We start from the raw sequence: 21,335 nt of genomic DNA, 5'->3' as shown, positions 1-21,335 counted from the left end.
TTAGTCCTCAGTCTCCACACGGCGCCAGGTCTGGCGACCGATGCTAGACGGATCGGGGTAGATATTCGCGCAGGTCTGGCCAGTGCAGTACTGGAAGCCGCCGTCGGAGTTCTGCGAGATGGTACCGCCACCTTCGCCGTCCTGACGAATGGCAGATATGTTGGTGCTCTCCGCATCACCGGTTGGCGTGTAATCGAAAGAGTTCTGAACGGTCCGTCCGCCGGTAAATGGGTTGAGCGCATAGGTCCAGTTGGCTGCACCATCGCCGCACGGATCGTCGTTGGGTACCAGGGACTGCATGAAGATGGTCCGGCCCAGCTGCGACATGTTCTCCACGACCATTTCACCATCGCTTTGCACGAGGTTCAGATACCAACCGTTCTGCGTACCCCAGTCTATGGCGTTGTTACTGATAACGCGGCCCTGACGAGTGCTGCCGTCTGCGGCACTTACAGTGGTCTGCTCGCTGATGCTTTGCTGTTGCAGACTGCTGCGGTTGATCCCTGGGTTGCTGGCTAGCTCGCCCCGGGTTTGTTTGTCCCAGATACCATAGACCGACTGCGCAATGCTCTTGTTGCCTTCTTTGTCACCGGTTTCAAAGAACTTGCCAGTGCCGAAGACCACCAGATAGCCAGTGCCGGTGGGATGCAATACCAGGCTCGGTGCGGAGGTAATAGGTTGGGGAGTATTGTTGAAGGTGGCGCGGAACAATGGGGCGCCGCTATAAGCCACCTTGAAGTCGGAGATCGCTGTTTCTCCATCATCTTCACGAGTGAAGGGATCGCTTTCACTGCGGCCGCTGCGCAGAAGATCGAAACGCCACACATTGCCCTGCAGGTCACCGGCATAGGCATAGTCGGCTACACCGTCAGCGTTGAAATCGCCAAGTTTGGCTGAGGACAGGCCGTTGGGGACGCCGACAGTGCCTTGTACCTCAAGGCTCTTGAGCAAGTTACCCTCCAAGGCATCGATGACGAACAGCGCGGCTTTCCCGCTGGTATTGCCCTCGCTTTCGTAACCGTTGCCGATCACCACCGCCCACTTGCCTGTATGCAAGCGGGCGATCGTTGGTTGCGCGAAGCTGTAACCCATCTTCACTGTCGCTTCGCTAAGTTTGCTGTCGTCAAACTCCCACAGCAGTTTTTCTTCACCGGGAGTGGTGATATCGAGGGCGAAAATGGACTTTCCACCTGCCTTGAGCGTGCCAACCAGAATGGTGCGCCATTCGGTACCGGTAAAGACATCACCCACCACCGGAGTGCCTTCTACATAAAACTCATGGCTGTAATTGCTACCGGTGAGTTTGTTCAGTTTGTTGAACACACTGCTGGGTATGAAGGCGAACTCTTCCGCGCCGGTTTTGGCATTGAAGGCATGCAGCATGCCGTCGTTGCCACCAACGTAGACGCGCGGAGTACGCTTTGCGGCTTCTTTGGCGAACTCGCTGTAAGTATTGGTTTTTTCAAGGGCATTGGTGACGTTGACCAGATAGCGCGCCCCACTTACCACTGCAGGTGTAGAAGAATAGAAATCGCCCAGCACGCTGCTGCGTTGGCGGAAGGTACTCCCTTCACCGCTGCGGTTGCCACGTAGGTATTCCAGGCGCTGCTGTGCCCGATTGTCGACGACGTTGCTGTTCTCTGGGTCGCGATTGAGCCAGTAGGCGAGGGTGCCGACAGTGTTGGCCGAGCCTGCGTTGGCCCAGGTGAAATTCACCATCCCATTGTTGCTGTCGCCTGCGATCTTGATATTGCGGCTGGCCCACGGCGGTATCTGGGACTCTGCACTCCAGACCTGAGCAGTTTCGAAAGCATTGTTTTGTGCGTTCCAGGACTTCTCGAAACGTTTCACATCACCCGACCAGTTGTCGTCACTGGCGTAGGAGGTCTGGTACGAAACAGTGATGACCTTGCCCTCGTCGTTCTCGTCTGCGCTGACCTGGCCGGAGTTGATTGCCGGACGGGCTGCGGTGGACTTGCGATCAGCGATGCGGTCGAGGATGTCGTCGAACGCTTGTACCATCGCTTCCGGGCTATCGACGCTGAAGAATTCACCACGCGAGTTGATAGCGGCATGCCAAAGGTCGTAGACATTATTGGCGCTGCTGCTGGATGCTTCCGGCCAGTCTTTTGTTCCTGCCACCAGAGCTTCATAGCCCGCGCCCTTATGGGTGCTGCCTGACCAGGGAATGCCAGGGCTATTCAGGGAACTGGTCAGACCCAGACCCATGATGAAGTTAGTCATATGTTGCCAAGTGGCCGGGTCGTTGCGTGCATCCCAGTAGTCAGTAGTGCTGTCGCCACTTTTAAACGGGATATATCCGGGGAGCTTGTTACCCAGATTGGGATTCAGGTCTGTTGACCAATAATGCATGGCTAGGTCAGCGAGAGTACTTTCCTTGGCATCCTTATAGGGGTGTTGTCCTGTATAAGTTTTGCCGTCAGGTAGCTTGATGTTGACATTATCATGGTTGAATGGATCGGGATCGCTCGTGGTGGCATTCCACATACCGTCAGTCATCAGGATGTGGTAGCTGGCCCTGCAAGCATAGGTGTTCTCTGTTGTGTTCCTGTCGGACGTATTCCGGCTGTTTGGATACTTATGCCATGCGACATCTTCCTTGAGGAATTCACCGGCTCTTTTCATAGCGGCGGGCAGAGGGGTTCCGCTGTTGAAGTAGATGTCTTTGAGCCAGCTATAGAATTGTCCCTTATGCAGAGAGTCATACTGGCGGAACTTGTTGTCCTTGCAGAGTGAGGCGCTACCGCCATTGAGAGTGGTGCAGCGTGCAAGATCCTGCCAGCCCAAGCGTACTGCGGGCGATAATTGGGCGAATGCGAGGCTTGTGGCGGACAGGGTTGCCAGGGCGCGGGTTCTATAGAAGGAATACCAAATGGCAAAATTTTCTTTTTCGTCATCCCCTACAAAAACAAGTTTGTAGCAGTTTGTATTTGACGTGGAGTTATTGCAACTTGCAAGAGTGCTATCGAAGGCGTAGTAATATGCTGGTGTGGAAGCAATGTATGTGTTAGTGGTTCCACTCCTGGAGCAAGTAAAATTGGTTGTACTCTGTACCGGGCCCGACTGCTTTATTTCGCATGTGCGAGTACCGCCAGGGCGAGACAGTCTGAACACGATGCCTGCGGAACTTGTAACTTCTACTGGAGTCTGGTTAGTCGTTAGCGCTTGGGTGACTCGGAAGTCATTTTCTGGACCATTTAGCCGGTTATGGGCGCCAGTAGGCATACGGTACTCTTTGCCTGTGGGGCGATAATAATCGGACAGATTTAGGGTGCCGTCATCAGGTCTGAAACCGTTGATCGGTGCGCTGGTAAATTCCGTCGAGAGTTTGACCTCGTTGCCTTTTTCATCAAAAAACGGTGGAATCACATACTTGGTATTCGGATTGTAATACATCGGGTTGAACGCACTTGCGGCATAGAGGCGCGTAATGTATGAACCGCTGATGACACTGCTTTCAATCGAGTCCGGGACATAGCCCCAAGACATGCTGCCCGATTCATCTAGGGTGAGAAGAAGATTTGGTGGGACGCCAATAGTTAGGCTCAATGGGCTCTGGGATACATCTGCATAGCTGTTCGCTGCGCTGAGCAGGATGATGCCGGATAGAGTACTGGCCAGGGTCCTGGCGCGGATGTCACGAATGGCGTTCATGTTGGCTTATCTCAGTTATTGAGGCCGAGGTAGATATTGGCGTGGCTTGACTGTACGTAAGTAACGCCGCCGCTTTGGCCCTCTTTCGGAGTGGCCTTGGCGTTGTTCAGGTAGAAGTAGGTGCCTTGCCCTTCAAGGGCCATGCCGTATTCGGCATTGACGGCGGCAGTCTCGCTTTGCCCGGCCAGCATGCTGTTCCACTCGGCTGCGTGGCTGCCGCTGGGGGTGGTGGTGTTTGCCGGGTCTGTACCTTTATACGGCATCCAGATCAGGCTGCCACTTGAGCCGGGTGCCAGGAAGTCGGCCTTTATTTCTTGAGGTTCTTCTACAAACGCCTGCAAGCTTTCTTTAACAATTTCCAGCAGGCAGGGTTTGTTCAAACCGTTGACCTTCAAGGTATTGCTTGGGTGACAGTTGACCGGGTTGGCATTGAGCTTGTCGGCCAGGTTGCCTGGGCCGTAAAAGCGGAACTCCGCTTCCCGCAGGCCTGCCTCGGCGACATTCACCAGTTGCACGCTGTGCGCGCGATTAGCGGTGATGCGCGTTTCCAGGGTGACGCCGCGCATGCTGCTGACTGCCAGCAGAGTCAGCACCAGAAGCATGACCAGAGCGACGAGCAGGACGGCGCCATTTTGGCGGTGGCTAGGGAAAGCTGTCATGGCATTAGATTCCTGAGGTTTTGCGTGCTACTGGCGATCTGGTAGATGCGACGATCGTCAGCGTTCTGCAGGCGCGTCTTGCTGGCTTCGGGTGCACCCTCAAGCCATTTGTCCAGTACCAGAGAGTCATCGCTGTCGCGCAGTTTTGCGCGACTGCTCAGCAGCAGGTTGTAGCGAATGCTGCGAATGGCACCGGAGTCGGCTGTCCAGTCTTTCTGAGAAATAAAGGTGCTCACTTCCTTATCCAGCGCGTCGCTGTTGCCTACACCGAACTCCAGGCGGATATCTGCAATGCCACTCAAAAGCTCGCTGTATTGGGGGGCCGTGGCGTTAAGGTTCTTGCACAGCAATCGCCCCTTCTCCAGATCGGTGTTACCGCCAGACTCATACTTGAATGCAAGAATGACCTGGTCAGCGCTGGAGAAAGTACTAGGGAAGGCTTCGGTGTAATTGACACCGCTACTGCTTCCCTGGCAATCCAGCTCGCCGCTTACTTGAGGTTGATAGCGGATGCAGAAACCATCCCCAACGTCGGGGTTTAGGCCTGTTGCTGTGTGTCCAGCCTTGAACTCAAGGCAGTCGCCTCCGGCTGCCCGGCTAGGGAAGCTGGTTTCGACTAGGGCTGCGGGGTTGCGCCGATAACCGGCCTTGCCCAGGTATTGGTCGATTACCAGTGCGGCAAAACGGCTGCCCTCGAGGTTGCCCATCTGGTTCAGTTGGAAAACCTGGTTGCGCTTGTTGTCGATGTAGACCTGAGTGATACCGAGGATCAGGAAGCTGCTGATTGCGAGGCTGATCAGCAGCTCGATCATTGATAGGCCGTTTTGGCGTTGGCTGCTCTTCATGGCTGGACCCGCACGGTGTAGGTACAAATGGTGGCTTGGGGATCACTGGCGTCCAGGCAAGCGCCTGCGCGAACTTGCCAGGCCAGACGAATTTCAAGCATCGAGCCTTGGTTGTTGTTGCATTGTCCAGGTGTGGCGCTGCGGCAAAAGTACATATCGCTTGTGAACAGTTCGTCGCCGCCGGGAAGCATTTTTTCGACACGCTCAGCCCAGCAATCGCGTTGTTCCTGGGCTGTCTTCGCTACGTTGGTGGCGCTGACTACGCAATCCTCACGGTTGCTGAAGTCCTCATCTTTCTGCTTGTAGAAAGCGGAGGAGCTGCGCATACCGCTGTTCATGGGGAACGTCGGTGGCACGTTATTGAACATAAGTTGAGGGTTGGCGCGGACGATCTCGATCAGGTCGTTGGCCAGTTCCACCGCCGCGTTCCGCTGTACTGAGTCCTGGGTGTACTGAATGCTGCGGCCTTGCAGTGCGACCATGCCAAGCACGCCCACGGTGGTGAGCAGGAGAGCCATAAGCACTTCGATCAGGCTGAAGCCTTTTGCGGTTGTCATCATCTTCCTCACAGAGTGCAGCTGTTCAGATCGTTGCCGTCAGCGTTCTTGCCCGCCTTGCTCAGCGTGATTGCGCCACTGATCTGGATTTCCAGGGAAAACCCCCGCCCGGTATCGCCGTCCTTGCAGACGACGAAGCTGGCTGCGGTTGCGGTGCCATTGCTTCTAAAGCGTACTTCGTCGACGTTGGAATCTATCTGCACCAGCTCAGGGTTCTGGGTGAGCTGACGGATAATTTCTCCCGAGTTGCGCTTGGCTACCCACAGGTCATCGTCGTCTTCGTCCAGGGTCACCGTGATGCTGGTGTTGCGGCTTACCGCTTCGCCGCGGGCATACAGAAGGAAGGCTTGCAGCTCTTGAGCCTGGGTCTGTATGCGGTTGCGTTCGATGAAGTCCATGAAGTTCGGTATCGCAATTAAGGAGACGATGGCCAGCAGCGCCAGAACGATCATCAGCTCTATCAGGGTAAAACCACGGCTTGTCACTGGGCCTGACATGGTGAGCTCCACTATGAATGTCAGGTTAATGCTCGCCGATATGAACGCTGGGGTCGCCTGTCGCGGGATAACCGGCGCAAGTGAGAGGACGACCGGCGGGTGGTGCATGGAATATTTGCGCCAGTTCACGACTTGCTACTGCTAAATGCAGCGATGGACCTCGTTGAGGTTTTCCTTAGAGGTGGCCGGGCGGACGCGCCCTTGTCGGCTGATGATCAGTTGCCACACGAGTTTGCCGTCGTCGTCACAGAGAGTGAAACGGCCGTTGCTCAGGGGCGTTTGGCCGTTATCGCGAAAGTGAATCTGGTCTCTGGCACCTTTCCAGCGTAGAGGTAAGTCGACTTGGGATAATTGTTCGACGGCCAGGATTTCTTTGCTGGCGGCAACACGTAGAATCCAGCCTTTGTGCCAGTTGCCGTCACAGTCCAGGGCATCCGCCGATCCGCATAACTCCATAGTGCGGTTCTTTAGCACGGCCTGGGTTCTTGCCATTTGCAGGCTGTTGAGAAGCTTCTCGCGCAGCACTTGCTGTTTGTTGGTGGAAATCCACTTGGCGAAGCTTGGTATTGCGTAGGTACTGAGTAGTGCCAGCAATGCGAGGGTGATGAGGAGTTCTGGGAGGGTTGTGGCTCGTTGCCGCGAGTTGCGCATAGTCGGTATCCCTACAGTGGTGAGTGCCTTCCTGGCTCTTAAAAGGTGTAGACCGCTGCTATTAATCTGGCAAGTGTGGAGTCGATAGGGTGAAAAACGTGGTTGTGGTTGGGGGCGGTGCTATTGGTCTGTTGACTAGCCTGCTGTTGGCGCGCACTGGCATCACGGTAGTGCTGATCGAGTCCTCCGGTGTCGGCCGCGAGTCCTCCTGGGCCGGCGGCGGCATCGTTTCGCCGCTCTATCCCTGGCGTTACAGTGCGGCGGTGACGGCGCTGGCGCACTGGTCGCAGGATTTCTATCCGGGTTTTGCGCAGCAGTTGCTGGAAGACACCGGCGTCGATCCCGAGGTGCATGTCACCGGGTTGTACTGGCTGGATCTCGATGATGAGGCCGAGGCGCTGGCATGGGCTGCTCGCGAGGGGCGTGCGCTGTTTTCGGTGGATATCGCTGAGGCGTATCAGCAGGTGTCTGTTCTGGGTGGTGGTTTCAAGCGCGCCATTCATATGCCGGGCGTGGCCAATGTGCGTAACCCGCGGTTGGTCAAAGCGTTGCGGGCGGCCTTGGCGGCCATGCCGAACGTGGAGCTGCGTGAGCATTGCCCGGTCACCGGCTTTATTCAGGAGGGCGGGCAGATTCGTGGTGTGGTGACGGCTGCTGGCGAGATTCGTGCCGAGCGCGTGGTCCTGGCGGCCGGAGCCTGGAGTGGTGAGTTGCTCAAGACGCTTGGGCTGGAGTTGCCGGTCGAGCCGGTGAAAGGGCAGATGATTCTCTACAAGTGCGCCGAGGATTTTCTGCCAAGCATGGTGTTGGCCAGGGGGCGTTATGCGATCCCGCGGCGTGATGGGCATATCCTGATTGGCAGCACCCTGGAATACGCCGGATTCGACAAGACGCCGACCGATGATGCGCTGGCAAGCCTCAAGGCGTCGGCCGAAGAGTTGCTGCCTGCGCTCAAGGATGCCGAGGTGGTGGGGCATTGGGCTGGGTTGCGGCCTGGCTCGCCAGAGGGCATTCCCTTTATCGGCGAGGTGCCTGGGCACCCGGGCCTATGGCTGAACTGTGGGCACTTCCGTAATGGGCTGGTGCTGGCGCCGGCATCCTGCCAGTTGCTGGCTGATCTGATGCTCGGGCCTAAGCCGATTATCGATCCGGCGCCTTATGCGCCGGCCGGGCGCTTGGTTGGTGCAATAGCCTAAGGATGTTCTGAAAAAGCCATTCATCGTCACTCCCGCGAAGGCGGGAGTCCAGGTGATTCGCAGGTTCTGGATGCCCGCCTGCGCGGGCATGACGGCTTTTTCAGTGCATCCCTAAGCGCTGGGCTCAATCGATGCCCAGCTTCTTCAGGCGATAGCGCATCGAGCGGAAGGTCAGACCCAGGCGTTGAGCGGCGGCGGTGCGGTTCCAGCGCGTCTCTTCCAGTGCCTGCATGATCAGCTTGCGCTCGATGTCTTCGAGGTAGTCCTCGAGGTTGTCGATCTGCGCCAGGCTGGCTTCGCCGCCTTCGTTGCTGGGGCCGCTGGCGTCGGCCAGGCGCAGGTCGCTGGGCGTTATCTGATCGTCTTCGCACAGGGTGTAGGCACGTTCGAGCATATTTTCCAGCTCGCGCACGTTGCCGGGGAAGCGATAGTTCTTCAGCTTTTCCAGCGCATCGGGATGCAGCTTGGCAGCGGCAAGGCCGGTGCCATCGGCCAGGCGCGCGAGCATCACGTCGGCCAACTGGGCGATATCTTCGCGACGCTCACGCAGCGGTGGCACGCGCAGTTCGATGACGTTGAGGCGGTAGTAAAGGTCCTGGCGGAAACGGCCGGCAGCGACTTCGGCGGCCAGATCCTTGTGGGTGGCGCAGAGGATGCGCACATCGACCACCACTTCCTGCTGGCCACCGACAGCGCGCACGGCTTTTTCCTGAATCGCGCGCAGCAGTTTGACCTGCATCGGCAGCGGCAGGTCGGCGACTTCATCGAGGAACAGGGTGCCGCCGTTGGCAGCCTGGAACAGCCCCTGCTTGTCTTCGATGGCACCGGTGAAGCTGCCCTTCTTGTGGCCGAAGAACTCGCTCTCCATCAACTCCGAGGGAATCGCGCCACAGTTGACCGGCACGAAGGGCTGCTCGACGCGGGGGCCCTGTTCATGGATCAGACGGGCAACCAGTTCTTTGCCGCTACCCGATTCGCCGCTGATGTAGACCGGCGCCTGGCTGCGCGAGAGCTTCTGGATCTGTTTGCGCAGGGACTTCATCGGTGGCGAGTCGCCGAGCAGGCGGCTGTCGACCGGGGTTTCCTCGCCTTCGGGTGAGCGAATGCGCAGGGCGGTGGCCACCAGTTCGCGCAGGCGACCGAGGTCCACCGGTTTGGTGAGGAAGTCGAAGGCGCCGGCCTTGAGCGAGTTGATCGCGGTGTCCAGGCTGCCGTAGGCGGTGATCATCGCCACTGGGACTTGCGGATGGCGTTGCTGGATGTGCTGTACCAGATCCAGTCCGGTGCCGTCGGGCAGGCGCATATCGGTCAGGCACAGATCGAACGGCTCGCGCGCCAGCCACTCGCGCGCTTCCTTGACGTTGCGGGCGCTGCGGGTGTCCAGCTTCATGCGTCCGAGGGTGATTTCCAGCAATTCGCGGATATCGGGTTCGTCGTCGACGATAAGGGCTCTCTGACGGTTCATGCTCAGCTCAGTTTGCGCGGATGGGCGAAGGTGATGCGAAAGCAACTGCCGCCACCTTCACGAGGTTTATAGTCGAGGCGAGCCTGGTTGCTCTGGCAAAGCTCGCGAGAAATATACAGACCGAGGCCGGTGCCCTTGTTTTCGGTAGTGTAGAAGGGCTCGAAGATGTGCTGCTCCTGCTCGGGCGGCACGCCGGGGCCGTCGTCGAGGATCTCCAGCACCGGCAGGTCACTGCTCTCGTCGCGGAAAAGGCGCAGCCAGACCTGGCCGAGCCGATGTTTCTGCGCGCTGTAGCGCAAGCCGTTCTGCACCAGATTGGTCAGCACCTGGGTCAGCTGGTGTGGGTCCATGCGCGTCTGCAGGCTGCCGCCCTGGGTCTCCAGATGGATCTGCCGGTCGCTCGGTGCCGAGCTGCGAAACTCGCTGGCGAAACGGTGCAGCCAGTACTTCAGGTCAAGCAGTTGCGGTTCGGCCTGGCGCCTGCGTGACAGTTGCAGGACGTTCTCGATCACCAGGTTCATGCGCTTGGAGTGATCCTGAATGATCTGCGCCAGGCGCTGATCCGGGCCTTGCAGATCCTCCGACTCCTGCAGCAGCTGCGCGGCATGGCTGATGGCACCGAGCGGGTTGCGAATTTCGTGGGCGATACCGGCGGTCAGGCGGCCGAGTGAGGCCAGTTTGAGCTGCTGCGCCTGCTGGGCGATCTGCGAGATGTCGTCGAGAAACACCAGCGTGTGCTGTTGGTCGCCGCGCTGCAGGGAAATGAAACTGGGTTGCAGCATTGGACCGTCGACCTGTGCCTGCAGGCTGTCCGGGCGCAGGGTGGGGTTGTGCAGCCACTGTTGCAGGCGCTTGAGCAGCTCTGGGCAGTGTGGGTCGATGATCTTGCCAGTCAGCTCGCCGCGCCCCAGTAGCTGGGTCGCGCCCTGGTTGGCCAGCAGCACACGGTGCTGGGTATCGAGCACCAGGATGCCGGTGCGCATGCGCTGTAGGATCTGCGCGTTGAGCTCTTCGAGGTTGGCGACGTCGGCGGCGCGCTGTTCGGCCAGGCTCTCGCTGACCTGCAGGCGGCGGGTGATGCCCTGAATGAACAATGCACCAGCGAAACACAGTGCGCCGAGGGCGCCGGCCTGCACGTACTGGGCGGCGGCGGCCGGGCGGCTGAGGCTGAGGTAGAAGGTCAGGTAGATCAGCGCCATGGCGGCGACGGCAGCGATCAGCAAGCCGATTCGCCCGCGCAGCAGGATATTGGCGATGGCCACCGCGACTACCAGCAGGTTGCCGATGCCGCTGGGCGTGCCGCCGGCTGCGTAGAACAGCGCGGAGAGAAAGATCACGTCGACCAGCGCCAGGCTGAACAGCTGCATCAGGTGCTTGGGTTTCTGCACCAGTACGGCGATGAAGATGTTGAGGATCAGGTAAACCCAGCTGCCAGTGCGAAACAGTTCGATATGCACGACGTCCAGCAACTGCTCGTCGAGGTTGCTGGAGATCATCAGGATCAGCGCTAGGCCGATGCTCAGGCGATAAAAGTGATAGAGCCTGAGGATGCGTCGACCCTGAGTGTTGTCCTGCGCGCTGATATCAGCGGTCACCGGTGTGCGGGCCTTGTTCGAGGTGGGCCTGGCTGCAGTACCACTGCTGATCCTGGCTCAACGCCTGGGTCTTGGGAATGTGCACGCCGCAGTGGGCACAACGCACCATGGGGGCTGCGGTGCTCTTATCCTCGCTCGAGCGAGGGCGCTTGGCTTTGCTGATGAAGCGGCGCCAGATCCAGATTGCGGCGAAGATCACGGCAACCCAGAACAGCAGGCGGAACAGGCCCATGGTGTGCTCTTTTATCCGGTTAAAGCCGGCAGTTTAGCCAAGCTGAGACCATCGGCACAGGGGGGGCGGTGGCAGGCTGTGAGCTGATTCCGAGGGGCGGGCCGCAAGTCGGAGGCGGGGCCATGGTCTGGATGAAATCCGTGGGCACAAAAAAGGGAGGCCGTGGCCTCCCTTCTGCGCTGCCGTGTCGATCAGTCGAACAGACCGAAGGTCAGGTAGCTCCAGATCGAGCGCTTCTTCTCGGTTTCGCCGGTCTTGGCATCCTGCTGCAGTTCGCGCGGAATCTGCTGCGCGGCGTCTTCGTACTGGCGGATCACGTCCTGGCTGGCGCGGGTTTCGCCCGGCGGCAGCGGCGTCTCGGTTTCGATCAGACCGAGCGTGGCCTTGGCCAGCCAGGAGCGGTTGTCGGCTTCTTCTTCAAGCGGGACGAACTGGCCGTTCTCCAAGCTGGGGTGGTCCGGATAGTTGAGCTTGAGGGTCTCCAGGCTGGTGGCAGCCAGGTCGTCCATGGACAGACGCTGATAAGCCTCGGTCATGATTGCCAGGCCGTCACCGACCGATGGCGTTTCCTGGAAGTTCTCCACCACGTAGCGGCCACGGTTGGCGGCGGCGACATAGGCCTGACGGGTCAGGTAGTAGTGGGCGACGTGCACTTCGTAGGCGGCCAGCAGGTTGCGCAGGTAGATCATGCGCTGTTTGGCGTCCGGGGCGTAGCGGCTGGTCGGGTAACGGCTGGTGAGCTGGGCGAACTCGTTGTAGGAGTCGCGCGCGGCGCCCGGGTCACGCTTGGTCATGTCCAGCGGCAGAAAGCGCGCCAGCAGGCCACGGTCCTGGTCGAACGAGGCCAGACCCTTGAGGTAGTAGGCGTAGTCGACGTTGGCATGCTGCGGGTGCAGGCGGATGAAGCGCTCAGCCGAAGACTTCGCAGCCTCCGGCTCGGCATTCTTGTAGTAGGCGAAGATCAGTTCCAGCTGAGCCTGCTCGGCGTAGCGCCCGAACGGATAGCGCGACTCCAGCGCCTTGAGTTTGGCGATGGCCTGGGTGTAGCTGCGGTTGTCCAGGTCGGCCTGGGCCTGCTGGTACAGCTCCACCTCGCTGAGGTTTTCATCGACCTCCGCCTGTTTGGAGGAACAGGCGGCGGTAAGGGCGAGGATGGCGATCAGCAGCAGGTGTTTCACTTGCATGGCGGCTTGCGTCCCTGTGACGGCCGCGCGGCCGTCCTGTTATGATGAGCGCCCCCGGAAAACCCTGGGGCAAAGACGCCGTATTTAACCACAAGCCTGTCGCCGAAACCAAAGGCCAGGCTCCCGCCGTTGCCGAAGATGACTTCTATAAACAAACAGCTGATCCAACTCCAGGCCATTGTCCCCTTTGAACAGGGCGGTCAACGTCTCGACCAGGTGGCTGCGCAGCTGTTTGGCGAGTTCTCCCGTTCGCGCCTTTCCACCTGGATCAAGGAAGGTCGCCTGACCGTCGATGGCGCCGTGGCGCGCCCGCGCGACACCGTGCATGCCGGCTCGACCCTGGTGCTCGATGCCGAGCAGGAAGCGCAGGGTGAATGGATCGCCCAGGACATCGAACTGAACATCGTCTACGAAGACGAACACCTGCTGGTGATCGACAAGCCGGCTGGTCTGGTCGTCCACCCGGCCGCCGGGCATGCCGATGGCACCCTGCTCAACGCGTTGCTGCACCACGTGCCGGACATCATCAACGTACCGCGCGCCGGCATCGTCCATCGTCTGGACAAGGACACCACCGGCCTGATGGTGGTGGCCAAGACCCTGCAGGCGCAGACCAATCTGGTCGAGCAACTGCAGAAACGCAGCGTCAGCCGCATCTATGAATGCATCTGCATCGGCATGATCACCGCCGGCGGCACCATCGATGCGCCGATTGGCCGTAGCTCCAGCCAGCGTCAGCGCATGGCGGTGACCGATGGCGGCAAGCCGGCGATCAGTCACTACCGCGTGCTCGAACGCTACCGCTCGCACACCCATGTGCGGGTCAAGCTGGAAACCGGACGTACCCACCAGATCCGTGTGCACATGACCCACGTCGGCTATCCACTGGTGGGCGATCCGGTCTACGCCGGGCGCTTCCGCATTCCGCCGGCGGCGAGCCCGACCCTGGTGCAGAGCCTCAAGGAGTTTCCGCGTCAGGCCCTGCATGCGCGCTTCCTGGAGCTCGACCATCCGGCTACTGGCAAGCGCATGAAATGGGAGTCGCCGTTACCGGACGATCTGGTCTGGCTGCTGACCCTGCTGCGTCAGGATCGCGAGGCCTTCGTCGGGTGAGTGCCCACGACTGGCTGACGCCCGACTGGCCGGCCCCGGCCAACGTGCGCGCTTGCGTGACCACGCGTAGCGGCGGTGTCAGCGCTGCGCCGTTCGATACGTTCAACCTGGGCGAGCATGTCGAGGACGACCCGGCGGCGGTGGCGAGCAACCGTCAGCGTCTGGTCGATACCCTGGGTTGCCAGCCGGCCTGGTTGCGTCAGGTGCATGGCATCGTCGTGGCCGAGGCCGACCCGGCTCAGGTCATCGAAGCCGACGGCAACTGGACCAGCACCCCCGGTATCGCCTGTACGGCGATGACTGCCGATTGCCTGCCAGCATTGTTCTGTGACCGCGCCGGTTCCCGCGTGGCGGCGGCCCATGCCGGTTGGCGCGGGTTGGCCGGTGGCGTGCTGGAAGCGACCGTACGGGCGCTGGACGTTGCACCGCAGGAGCTGCTGGTGTGGCTCGGCCCGGCTATCGGCCCGGCCGCTTTCGAGGTGGGCGCCGAGGTGCGCGAGGCTTTCGTGCAGCAGCATGCCGAGGCTGCCAGTGCATTCGTGCCCAGCGTCAATGCCGGCAAGTTCATGGCCGATATCTACCAACTGGCGCGCATTCGCCTGGCTGCCATCGGTGTCACCGCGGTCAGCGGTGGTGGGCTCTGCACCTACAACGACCCGCGTTTCTACTCCTATCGCCGCAGCGCTCGCACCGGGCGCTTCGCTTCGCTGATCTGGCTGCAGCCCTGAGTCGGCTTGTTGGAGCGAGCTCTGCTCGCGAAGCCTTTGAGTTGCAGGATTCGCGAGCAGAGCTCGCTCCTACCTGTTCTGACGTGGGCATCCGTCTTGTGTGTTCTAGCTCTTAATCACCACTATCAATAGTGCTGTGCCGAGCGAGACGACCGGTCATATGCTCGCGCCATGAACAGCATTCGACTCGACAAGCGTGACCTGATCCTGAGCAAAGGCTCGGCGGTGATGACGCGCCGTGGCTATCACGGCACCGGCGTGCTGGAGATCGTCCAGGCGGCCGGAATTCCCAAGGGCAGCTTCTATCACTACTTCGCCAGCAAGGAAGACTTCGCCCTGCAGGCGTTGGCCTTCATCTATCGGCCGCGCCTGGCGCGCTATGCCCAGGCACTCAATGACCCAGCGCTGAGCCCGCGTGCGCGCATCCTCGCTTATTACCGCGACCTGCTCGCGCACTTCGCCCGCCAGGAGACCCCGCAGTATCACTGCTTCATCGGTAGCCTGAGTTTCGAGATGAGCGAGATGCTCCCGGCCATCGGTGCCGAAGTCGCAGCTATCCAGCAGGCTTCGGTGGAGATTCTGCGCGACTGCCTGGAGCAGGCGCAGGCCGCCGGTGAGCTGCCGGCCGATGAGGACTGCGGCAATCTCGCCACCTTTATCAGCGATGCCTGGCAAGGCGTGCTCGCCCGCCTCAAGGTGGGCCGCAATCTGCAGCCGCTGGAAGCTTTCGTCACCCGCCTGGAGCGTTTGCTGCAGGCCTGATTACCGTTCAACCTCAGAGGAAAGATGATGAGCGCACCCGTTCAAGCCCTGTTCGCCCCGTTCCGTCTCGGTAACCTGGAACTGCCGACCCGTGTGGTCATGGCGCCGATGACCCGCTCCTTCTCGCCCGGTGGCGTGCCCAACGCCAAGGTCATCGAGTACTACCGTCGTCGCGCGGCAGCGGGTGTGGGCCTGATCGTCACCGAGGGCACCACCGTCGGGCACAAGGCCGCCAACGGCTACCCGAACGTGCCGCGTTTCTATGGCGAAGACGCCCTGGCCGGCTGGAAGCAGGTGGTCGACGCCGTGCATGCCGAAGGCGGCAAGATCGTCCCGCAGCTGTGGCACGTGGGTAACGTGCGTCGCCTCGGCACCGAACCGGATGCCAGCGTTCCGGGTTATGGGCCGATGGAAAAGCTCAAGGACGGCGAGGTGGTCGTGCATGGCATGACCCAGGCCGATATCGATGAGGTGATCGCCGCTTTCGCTCAGGCCGCCCGCGACGCCAAGGCCATCGGCATGGACGGTGTGGAGATTCATGGCGCCCATGGCTACCTGATCGACCAGTTCTTCTGGGAAGGCAGCAACCAGCGCACCGACCAGTACGGCGGTGACCTGGCGGCGCGTTCGCGTTTCGCCATCGAGCTGATCCAGGCGGTGCGCGCGGCGGTCGGCCCGGACTTCCCGATCATTCTGCGTTTCTCGCAGTGGAAGCAGCAGGACTACAGCGCGCGCCTGGTGCAGACCCCGCAGCAGCTGGAGGCCTTCCTCAAGCCGCTGTCCGAGGCTGGTGTGGACATCTTCCATTGCTCGACCCGCCGTTTCTGGGAGCCGGAGTTCGAGGGCAGCGATCTCAACCTGGCTGGCTGGACGCGCAAGCTCACCGGCAAGCCGACCATCACCGTCGGCAGCGTCGGCCTGGATGGCGAGTTCCTGCAGTTCATGGTCAAGACTGACAAGGTGGCCGAACCGGCCAGCCTCGAGAACCTGCTCGAGCGCCTGAACAAGGAGGAGTTCGACCTGGTGGCCGTGGGCCGCGCGTTGCTGGTCGACCCGGATTGGGCGCTGAAGGTGCGTGAAGGCCGCGAGCAGGACATTCTGCCGTTCAGCCGCGATGCGCTGACTACCTTGATCTGAGTCTGTTTCTAGCGGGCGTCGCGATCCGGCGCCCCGTTTTCAGCCCCGGCACATCGGGGCTTTTTTACGCCTGCATGTTTTGAGCGGATGTGATCACGTAGGGCGGGTGCAACCCGCCAGATTGTCTCAGTGGCGGGTTTCACCCGCCCTACTGCGAAGCTCCGTGCTGACGCAGAGGGGCGCCGGCTGCATGGCGCTACGCAGGTGTTGTTCGAACAGCACCACGATGCCATCCCAGCTCAAATGGCTGGCATGCCGGCGTGCATTGAGGCGGATGCGGCGGAAGACTTCCGCATCGTCCAGCAACTCACAGGCGGCTTCGCAGAAACCGGCCTCGTCGCCAGGGCGAGCGAGCATGCCGTTGTGGCCGTGATGGATGTGCTGGGCTGCCGCCGCCTGGTCGAACGCCACCACGCCGAGGCTCGATGCCAGGGCCTCCAGCACCACGTTGCCGAAGGTTTCCGAGAGGCTGGGAAACAGGAACAGATCGCCCGAGGCATAGTGCGTGGCCAGTGCTTCGCCGCGCTGCAGGCCGCAGAACAGCGCCTCCGGTAGTTGCGCCTGGAGGCTGGCGCGCAATGGCCCGTCGCCTACCAGGATCAGGCGCATGCGGCGCTGCGGGTGAGCTGTCTGCAGGGTGCGGAAGGCCTTGACCAGCAGGCCGAGGTTCTTCTCTGCGGCCAGGCGACCGACATGCAGCACCGCCAGGTCATCCGACCCCAGTCCCCAGCTTTCGCGCAGCTCGTCGCTGCGTTTGCGCGGATGGAACAGCTGGCTGTCGACCCCGCGTGCCAGCAGGGCAAGGCGCTCGAAATCACGGCGTTCAAGATCGACCTTCTGGCCGATGCTCGGCACCAGCGTCAGCTGCGTGCGGTTGTGGAACCAGCGCAGGTAATTGGTCATCGCCCGCGTCAGCAGGCCGATGCCGTAGTGGCCGGTGTACTGCTGGAAATTGGTGTGAAAACCGCTGACCACCGGGATTGCCAGCCGTCTGGCCGCGCGCAGGGCGGACAGGCCCAGCGGGCCTTCGGTGGCGATGTAGAGCACGTCCGGGCGTTGTCTCTTCCAGCGCCGCAGCAGCTTGTGCAGCGAGGATTGACCCCATTGCAGACCGGGATAGCCGGGCAGCGGCCAGCCGCGAGTGAGCAGCAGATCATTGCCGGCATCCTGCTCCTGATCGACCTCCTGGCGCGGCCGTATCAGTTGCACGCGATGGCCACGGCCACGCAGGCCGTCGACCAGGCGGCCGAGGGTGTTGGCGACGCCGTTGATTTCCGGCGGAAAGGTTTCGCTGATCAGCGCGATATGCAGAGAAGGTGCGTTCATGTACGCAGTCTCTGCCCGGGTCATGTAGTGAACATGACGTTTCGATTGCGTTTATGTGTCAGGTGAGCAGGCCGTGCAGTCGCTCACGCAACCAGATGTGCGCCGGGTCATGGTGCTGCTGGCGCTGCCAGATAGGGCTGATCTGCACCCTCGGCACATAGAAGGGCTGCAGTGCATTCATCTGGCGAAGGCTTTTGTCTGGCTCCGCTAGCGCACCGGGCAGAAACGAGTCCTGACGCGACGTTAGCTTCGTTCACCTCGCTCGCGCACCCAGAACAAGGTCGCTCCGGCCACGGCGGCGGGCATCATCAGGATATTCAGCCCCGGCACCAGCAGGGCGGCGTAGGTGATGCCGCCGAAACTCAGGCTCTGCCAGCGTTTCTCGCGCAGCCAGGCGAGCATGTCCTGCCAGCTCATCTTGTTGTTGTCCGCGGGGTAATCGATGTACTGCACGGCCATCATCCAGACGCCGAACAGCAGCCACAGCGGCGCGGCGACCAGGTTCACCACCGGTATGAAGCTGAGGATCAGCAGGCCGATGGCGCGCGGCAGGAAGTAGGCCAGCTTGCGCATCTCACGGCCCATGGTGCGCGGCACCATGGCTGCCAGTTCGGCCCAGCTGAACGGCGGGAAGTGATCCTCGCCACGCGCTACCACCTCGACCTTCTCCGCGAGAAAACCGTTGAAGGGCGCGGCGATGATGTTGGCCAGCAGGGTGAAGGTGAAGAACACCATCAGCAGTACCAGTACCACGAACAGCGGCCAGAGGATGTACTGCAGAAAGCTCAGCCAGCTCGGCAGGGTGGGCATGAAGGTATCGACCCAGCCGCTGAACTGCTGCACGGCAAAGCTGATCAGGGTGACGAACAGGATCAGATTGACCGCCAGTGGCAACAGCACGAACAGACGCAGGCCAGGGCTGAGTACCAGTTTCAGGCCCTCTCGCAGGTATTGCGGGCCGGACAGGACGGGAGCGGCGGGCATGGCGTTCTCCAGGGTGGTTGATGCGCGCGACCATACCGACTTTGCCCGCGCGGTGAAAGTTCAGCCATGGGGCAAGGTTCAACCCAGGCGGCAATAGGCGGATTCTATTCGCGGAATTGGTAATGGGTATTTCCGCTTCGCACGCGGCCCCGATAGCCTTGCGCCCAGTTTCCTTTTAGGGCGCCTCTAAAAACGTAGGCGAGGCAGTCAGCGCGAGGCAAACACAGGCGAAAAAGCGCAGTTTACGAGCTGTAAATGAGCATTTTTGAGCCTGTTTTTAACGCAGCGATGACAACGCAGGTAGTTTTTAGAGGTGCGCTTTTTTGCGGGGCTCTCAACGTTCCAAGCCTTCCCCTAGTGCTTCGAGAGTCCCTTTTTATCTGGCCTGCCGGCCCTGTTGGCCGGCGAGGAGTTAGCGATGTCTGCCATTCGTCATGCCCGCGTCATCATCCTGGGTTCCGGCCCTGCCGGTTACAGCGCGGCGGTCTATGCCGCGCGCGCCAACCTGAAGCCGCTGTTGATCACCGGTATTCAGGCCGGCGGCCAGCTGACCACCACCACCGAGGTGGACAACTGGCCGGGCGATCCCCATGGCCTGACCGGGCCGGCGCTGATGCAGCGTATGCAGGAGCACGCCGAGCGCTTCGACACCGAGATCGTCTTCGATCACATCAATGCCGTGGACCTGGCCGGCAAGCCCTTCACCCTGGTCGGTGACAGCGCCACCTACAGTTGCGATGCGCTGATCATCGCCACTGGCGCCAGTGCGCGCTACCTGGGGTTGCCCAGTGAAGAGGCGTTCATGGGGCGAGGCGTTTCGGCATGCGCGACCTGCGACGGTTTCTTCTATCGTGGCCGCGAGGTGGCGGTGGTCGGTGGCGGCAACACCGCCGTGGAAGAGGCCCTGTACCTGGCCAATATCGCCAGCAAGGTGACCCTGATTCATCGTCGCAATGCCTTTCGTGCCGAGAAGATTCTGCAGAACAAGCTGCAGGAGCGCGTGGCCGAGGGCAAGATCGAGCTGCAGCTCAATGCTGAGGTCGACGAGGTGCTGGGCGATGCCAGCGGCGTCACTGGCGTGCGTCTCAAGCAATACGGCGGCGCTTACCGCGAGCTGAAGGTGGATGGTCTGTTCGTCGCCATCGGCCATACGCCTAACACCAGTTTGTTCGAAGGTCAGCTGGCGCTGAAGGACGGCTATCTGGTGGTCAACGGCGGGCGCGAGGGCAATGCCACCGCGACCAGCATTCCCGGCGTGTTTGCCGCCGGCGATGTGGCCGACTCGGTCTATCGCCAGGCGATTACCTCGGCCGGTGCCGGCTGCATGGCGGCGCTGGATGTGGAGCGTTATCTCGACGGGCTGTGAGTCCGGTTGCGACCGTAGGAGCGGCTTCAGCCGCGAAAGCGCTGATAAACGGCCCCGGATTTCATCCGGGCTACGCGGCTGAGGGCGGGTAGGGTGCGCTGTGCGCACCGCGCTTTGCTGGACCGTAGCGGATAGCGATTAGAAGCCGGTGCGCGCGGCGCACCCTACGGGCGTCCGTATCAATCCACAGGTTTCAATCCGGCCAATGCCAGGGCGGTTCGTCCAGCATGCCCTGGCCGCGGATGCTGGTCTGGCCGAGCTGCTTGTCCAGCTCCAGGGTGTTGCATTCGGGGCTTTCCTTCAGCGTGGCGATCAGGCGGTTGGCGTGGGAGACGACCCACACCTGGGTGTGCTTCGACGCGGCGATGATCAGGCGTCCGAGTGCCGGCAACAGGTCCGGGTGCAAGCTGGTTTCCGGTTCGTTGAGCACCATCAGTGATGGCGGCCGTGGCGTCAGTAGGGCGGCCACCAGCAGCAGGTAGCGCAGCGTGCCGTCGGACAGTTCGGCGGCGTTCAAGGGGCGCAGCAAACCTTCCTGGCGCAGTTCCACGGCGAAGCGCCCGCCGGCCTGGAAATCGATATGCAGGCGGCTGCCGGGGAAGGCGTCGTCGATGGCCGCGTCCAGCGCGGCGCGGTCGCCGATCTCGCGGATGGTCTGCAGTGCGGCGGCCAGGTCGCGGCCATCGTGGTGCAGCACCGGCGTGCGCGTACCCAGTTGCGGCTGGCGTGCCGGGGCCTCGGCGTCACTGCGAAAGTGATCGTAGAAGCGCCAGCGGCGGATGGCTTCGCGCAGTTGAAACACTTCCGGGCAGTTCGGGTCGTTGCCGATCTGGTCGAACAGGCTGTCGTAGTTCGGCACATGCTGGGCCAATACCTGCCAACTGCGGCCTTCGCGCATGCGCACCATCGGCCCGGCGCGATCCACCAGCAGTGAGGCGGGTCTATAGCTGGCGCCGGCCCAGATGCACTCGCGCTTGATCTCCGGGTCCAGGGCGAAAGCCGAGGTGCTTGGCTCGGGTAGACCAAGGGCGATGGCGTAGCCGAAATCCTCGCCGGCAAAGCCCAGGCGCAGGCGCATCACGTTCTGCCGTGGGCCACCCTGCACGGGCACCTCGCCGTTGCGCATGCGCCGGGATATCTTCTCCGGCCCCGCCCAGAAACTCGACTCCAGTCCACCTTCGCGCGCAAGGGCGTTGACCACGCCACCTTGTGCGGTTTCCGCCAGCAGGCGCAGGGCTCGGTAGAGGTTGGACTTGCCGCTGCCGTTGGCGCCGGTGATCAGGTTGAGTCGGCCCAGCGGCAGGATCAGGCTGTTGATCGAGCGGTAGTTGGCGACGGCGAGGGTGTGCAGCATGGCGAAGTC

The 21,335-nt window shown here is 61.3% G+C and carries 20 protein-coding genes; 6 read left to right on the top strand and 14 right to left on the bottom strand.

What is annotated here, in order from left to right; all coding sequences use genetic code 11:
• From BLR77_RS05300 to BLR77_RS05275, 6 genes are all read right to left on the bottom strand, one after another.
• Positions 1-3,675: a pilus assembly protein gene (locus tag BLR77_RS05300; protein ID WP_083366025.1), complete on the bottom strand. Its 3,675-nt coding sequence runs from the start codon at positions 3,673-3,675 to the stop codon at positions 1-3.
• Between the two features lie 11 nt (positions 3,676-3,686).
• Complete coding sequence (locus tag BLR77_RS05295) at positions 3,687-4,334, bottom strand: PilX N-terminal domain-containing pilus assembly protein (RefSeq protein WP_074675803.1); 648 nt, start codon at positions 4,332-4,334, stop codon at positions 3,687-3,689.
• Positions 4,331-5,179, bottom strand: a complete 849-nt coding sequence (locus tag BLR77_RS05290) for a PilW family protein (RefSeq protein ID WP_074675802.1) — start codon at positions 5,177-5,179, stop codon at positions 4,331-4,333. The genes BLR77_RS05295 and BLR77_RS05290 overlap by 4 nt, the downstream gene beginning before the upstream one ends.
• Positions 5,176-5,736, bottom strand: a complete 561-nt coding sequence (gene pilV / locus BLR77_RS05285; protein WP_074675801.1) for a type IV pilus modification protein PilV — start codon at positions 5,734-5,736, stop codon at positions 5,176-5,178. The genes BLR77_RS05290 and pilV overlap by 4 nt, the downstream gene beginning before the upstream one ends.
• 8 nt (positions 5,737-5,744) lie before the next feature.
• A complete protein-coding gene (locus BLR77_RS05280; protein WP_074675800.1) occupies positions 5,745-6,233 on the bottom strand; it encodes a GspH/FimT family pseudopilin in 489 nt (162 codons plus the stop codon).
• 141 nt (positions 6,234-6,374) lie between these two features.
• Complete coding sequence (locus tag BLR77_RS05275) at positions 6,375-6,884, bottom strand: GspH/FimT family pseudopilin (RefSeq protein ID WP_074675799.1); 510 nt, start codon at positions 6,882-6,884, stop codon at positions 6,375-6,377.
• 89 nt (positions 6,885-6,973) lie between these two features.
• Between BLR77_RS05275 and thiO the strand changes: the two genes are divergently transcribed.
• On the top strand, positions 6,974-8,080 hold the full coding sequence (gene thiO / locus BLR77_RS05270) for a glycine oxidase ThiO (RefSeq protein ID WP_074675798.1): 1,107 nt from the start codon (positions 6,974-6,976) through the stop codon (positions 8,078-8,080).
• 124 nt (positions 8,081-8,204) lie between these two features.
• Here the strand turns inward: thiO and BLR77_RS05265 are convergent, their stop codons facing one another.
• The 4 genes from BLR77_RS05265 to BLR77_RS05250 form a co-directional block, all read right to left on the bottom strand.
• On the bottom strand, positions 8,205-9,545 hold the full coding sequence (locus BLR77_RS05265; protein WP_074675797.1) for a sigma-54-dependent transcriptional regulator: 1,341 nt from the start codon (positions 9,543-9,545) through the stop codon (positions 8,205-8,207).
• A gap of 2 nt (positions 9,546-9,547) precedes the next feature.
• Complete coding sequence (locus tag BLR77_RS05260; RefSeq protein WP_074675796.1) at positions 9,548-11,140, bottom strand: sensor histidine kinase; 1,593 nt, start codon at positions 11,138-11,140, stop codon at positions 9,548-9,550.
• On the bottom strand, positions 11,130-11,372 hold the full coding sequence (locus tag BLR77_RS05255; RefSeq protein ID WP_074675795.1) for a PP0621 family protein: 243 nt from the start codon (positions 11,370-11,372) through the stop codon (positions 11,130-11,132). The genes BLR77_RS05260 and BLR77_RS05255 overlap by 11 nt, the downstream gene beginning before the upstream one ends.
• Positions 11,373-11,563: 191 nt before the next feature.
• Complete coding sequence (locus BLR77_RS05250) at positions 11,564-12,556, bottom strand: outer membrane protein assembly factor BamD (protein ID WP_074675794.1); 993 nt, start codon at positions 12,554-12,556, stop codon at positions 11,564-11,566.
• A gap of 138 nt (positions 12,557-12,694) precedes the next feature.
• On the opposite strand from BLR77_RS05250, the gene rluD reads away from it, so the two are divergent.
• The 4 genes from rluD (at position 12,695) to BLR77_RS05230 (ending at position 16,296) form a co-directional block, all read left to right on the top strand.
• Positions 12,695-13,669 carry a 23S rRNA pseudouridine(1911/1915/1917) synthase RluD gene (rluD, locus tag BLR77_RS05245; RefSeq protein ID WP_074676778.1) on the top strand — a complete coding sequence of 325 codons (975 nt, stop codon included), beginning with the start codon at positions 12,695-12,697 and terminating at the stop codon, positions 13,667-13,669.
• On the top strand, positions 13,666-14,397 hold the full coding sequence (gene pgeF, locus BLR77_RS05240; RefSeq protein WP_074675793.1) for a peptidoglycan editing factor PgeF: 732 nt from the start codon (positions 13,666-13,668) through the stop codon (positions 14,395-14,397). Before rluD ends, pgeF begins: the two co-directional genes overlap by 4 nt.
• A gap of 171 nt (positions 14,398-14,568) precedes the next feature.
• Positions 14,569-15,159, top strand: coding sequence for a TetR/AcrR family transcriptional regulator (locus BLR77_RS05235; protein ID WP_074675792.1), 591 nt, complete (start codon positions 14,569-14,571; stop codon positions 15,157-15,159).
• Positions 15,160-15,186: 27 nt separating this feature from the next.
• Complete coding sequence (locus BLR77_RS05230) at positions 15,187-16,296, top strand: NADH:flavin oxidoreductase (RefSeq protein ID WP_074675791.1); 1,110 nt, start codon at positions 15,187-15,189, stop codon at positions 16,294-16,296.
• 126 nt (positions 16,297-16,422) lie between these two features.
• Here BLR77_RS05230 and BLR77_RS05225 read toward each other — a convergent pair whose 3' ends face one another.
• The 3 genes from BLR77_RS05225 to cysZ form a co-directional block, all read right to left on the bottom strand.
• Entirely contained in the window at positions 16,423-17,646 is a 1,224-nt protein-coding gene (locus tag BLR77_RS05225) for a glycosyltransferase family 4 protein (RefSeq protein WP_074675790.1), read from the bottom strand.
• Between the two features lie 34 nt (positions 17,647-17,680).
• The gene (locus BLR77_RS25795; RefSeq protein WP_274379650.1) at positions 17,681-17,803 is read right to left on the bottom strand and encodes a hypothetical protein; all 123 of its coding nucleotides are present in this window, start codon (positions 17,801-17,803) and stop codon (positions 17,681-17,683) included.
• Between the two features lie 62 nt (positions 17,804-17,865).
• A complete protein-coding gene (gene cysZ, locus BLR77_RS05220; RefSeq protein ID WP_074675789.1) occupies positions 17,866-18,606 on the bottom strand; it encodes a sulfate transporter CysZ in 741 nt (246 codons plus the stop codon).
• 418 nt (positions 18,607-19,024) lie between these two features.
• On the opposite strand from cysZ, the gene trxB reads away from it, so the two are divergent.
• Positions 19,025-19,972 (top strand): thioredoxin-disulfide reductase, encoded by a 948-nt coding sequence (gene trxB / locus BLR77_RS05215; RefSeq protein WP_074675788.1) that lies wholly within the window; start codon positions 19,025-19,027, stop codon positions 19,970-19,972.
• 193 nt (positions 19,973-20,165) lie between these two features.
• Here trxB and BLR77_RS05210 read toward each other — a convergent pair whose 3' ends face one another.
• Positions 20,166-21,326 carry an AAA family ATPase gene (locus BLR77_RS05210; RefSeq protein WP_074675787.1) on the bottom strand — a complete coding sequence of 387 codons (1,161 nt, stop codon included), beginning with the start codon at positions 21,324-21,326 and terminating at the stop codon, positions 20,166-20,168.
• Between the last annotated feature and the right edge of the window lie 9 nt (positions 21,327-21,335).

This window comes from Ectopseudomonas alcaliphila (genome assembly GCF_900101755.1).
Lineage (GTDB): Bacteria > Pseudomonadota > Gammaproteobacteria > Pseudomonadales > Pseudomonadaceae > Aquipseudomonas > Aquipseudomonas alcaliphila.
Note: the sequence above shows the minus strand (reverse complement) of the source record. Positions and strands in the feature narration are given on the sequence as shown.

Excerpts from the sequence above, each read along its gene's own strand:
- cysZ (WP_074675789.1), bottom strand. The coding sequence starts at position 18,606 with ATGCCCGCCGCTCCCGTCCTGTCCGGCCCGCAATACCTGCGAGAGGGC.
- BLR77_RS05290 (WP_074675802.1), bottom strand. The coding sequence starts at position 5,179 with ATGAAGAGCAGCCAACGCCAAAACGGCCTATCAATGATCGAGCTGCTG.
- trxB (WP_074675788.1), top strand. The coding sequence starts at position 19,025 with ATGTCTGCCATTCGTCATGCCCGCGTCATCATCCTGGGTTCCGGCCCT.
- BLR77_RS05210 (WP_074675787.1), bottom strand. The coding sequence starts at position 21,326 with ATGCTGCACACCCTCGCCGTCGCCAACTACCGCTCGATCAACAGCCTG.
- BLR77_RS05235 (WP_074675792.1), top strand. The coding sequence starts at position 14,569 with ATGAACAGCATTCGACTCGACAAGCGTGACCTGATCCTGAGCAAAGGC.
- BLR77_RS05225 (WP_074675790.1), bottom strand. The coding sequence starts at position 17,646 with ATGACCCGGGCAGAGACTGCGTACATGAACGCACCTTCTCTGCATATC.
- pilV (WP_074675801.1), bottom strand. The coding sequence starts at position 5,736 with ATGACAACCGCAAAAGGCTTCAGCCTGATCGAAGTGCTTATGGCTCTC.
- BLR77_RS05295 (WP_074675803.1), bottom strand. The coding sequence starts at position 4,334 with ATGACAGCTTTCCCTAGCCACCGCCAAAATGGCGCCGTCCTGCTCGTC.
- BLR77_RS05250 (WP_074675794.1), bottom strand. The coding sequence starts at position 12,556 with ATGCAAGTGAAACACCTGCTGCTGATCGCCATCCTCGCCCTTACCGCC.
- BLR77_RS05255 (WP_074675795.1), bottom strand. The coding sequence starts at position 11,372 with ATGGGCCTGTTCCGCCTGCTGTTCTGGGTTGCCGTGATCTTCGCCGCA.
- BLR77_RS05275 (WP_074675799.1), bottom strand. The coding sequence starts at position 6,884 with ATGCGCAACTCGCGGCAACGAGCCACAACCCTCCCAGAACTCCTCATC.
- BLR77_RS05230 (WP_074675791.1), top strand. The coding sequence starts at position 15,187 with ATGAGCGCACCCGTTCAAGCCCTGTTCGCCCCGTTCCGTCTCGGTAAC.
- BLR77_RS25795 (WP_274379650.1), bottom strand. The coding sequence starts at position 17,803 with ATGAATGCACTGCAGCCCTTCTATGTGCCGAGGGTGCAGATCAGCCCT.
- BLR77_RS05265 (WP_074675797.1), bottom strand. The coding sequence starts at position 9,545 with ATGAACCGTCAGAGAGCCCTTATCGTCGACGACGAACCCGATATCCGC.
- BLR77_RS05300 (WP_083366025.1), bottom strand. The coding sequence starts at position 3,675 with ATGAACGCCATTCGTGACATCCGCGCCAGGACCCTGGCCAGTACTCTA.
- BLR77_RS05280 (WP_074675800.1), bottom strand. The coding sequence starts at position 6,233 with ATGTCAGGCCCAGTGACAAGCCGTGGTTTTACCCTGATAGAGCTGATG.
- rluD (WP_074676778.1), top strand. The coding sequence starts at position 12,695 with ATGACTTCTATAAACAAACAGCTGATCCAACTCCAGGCCATTGTCCCC.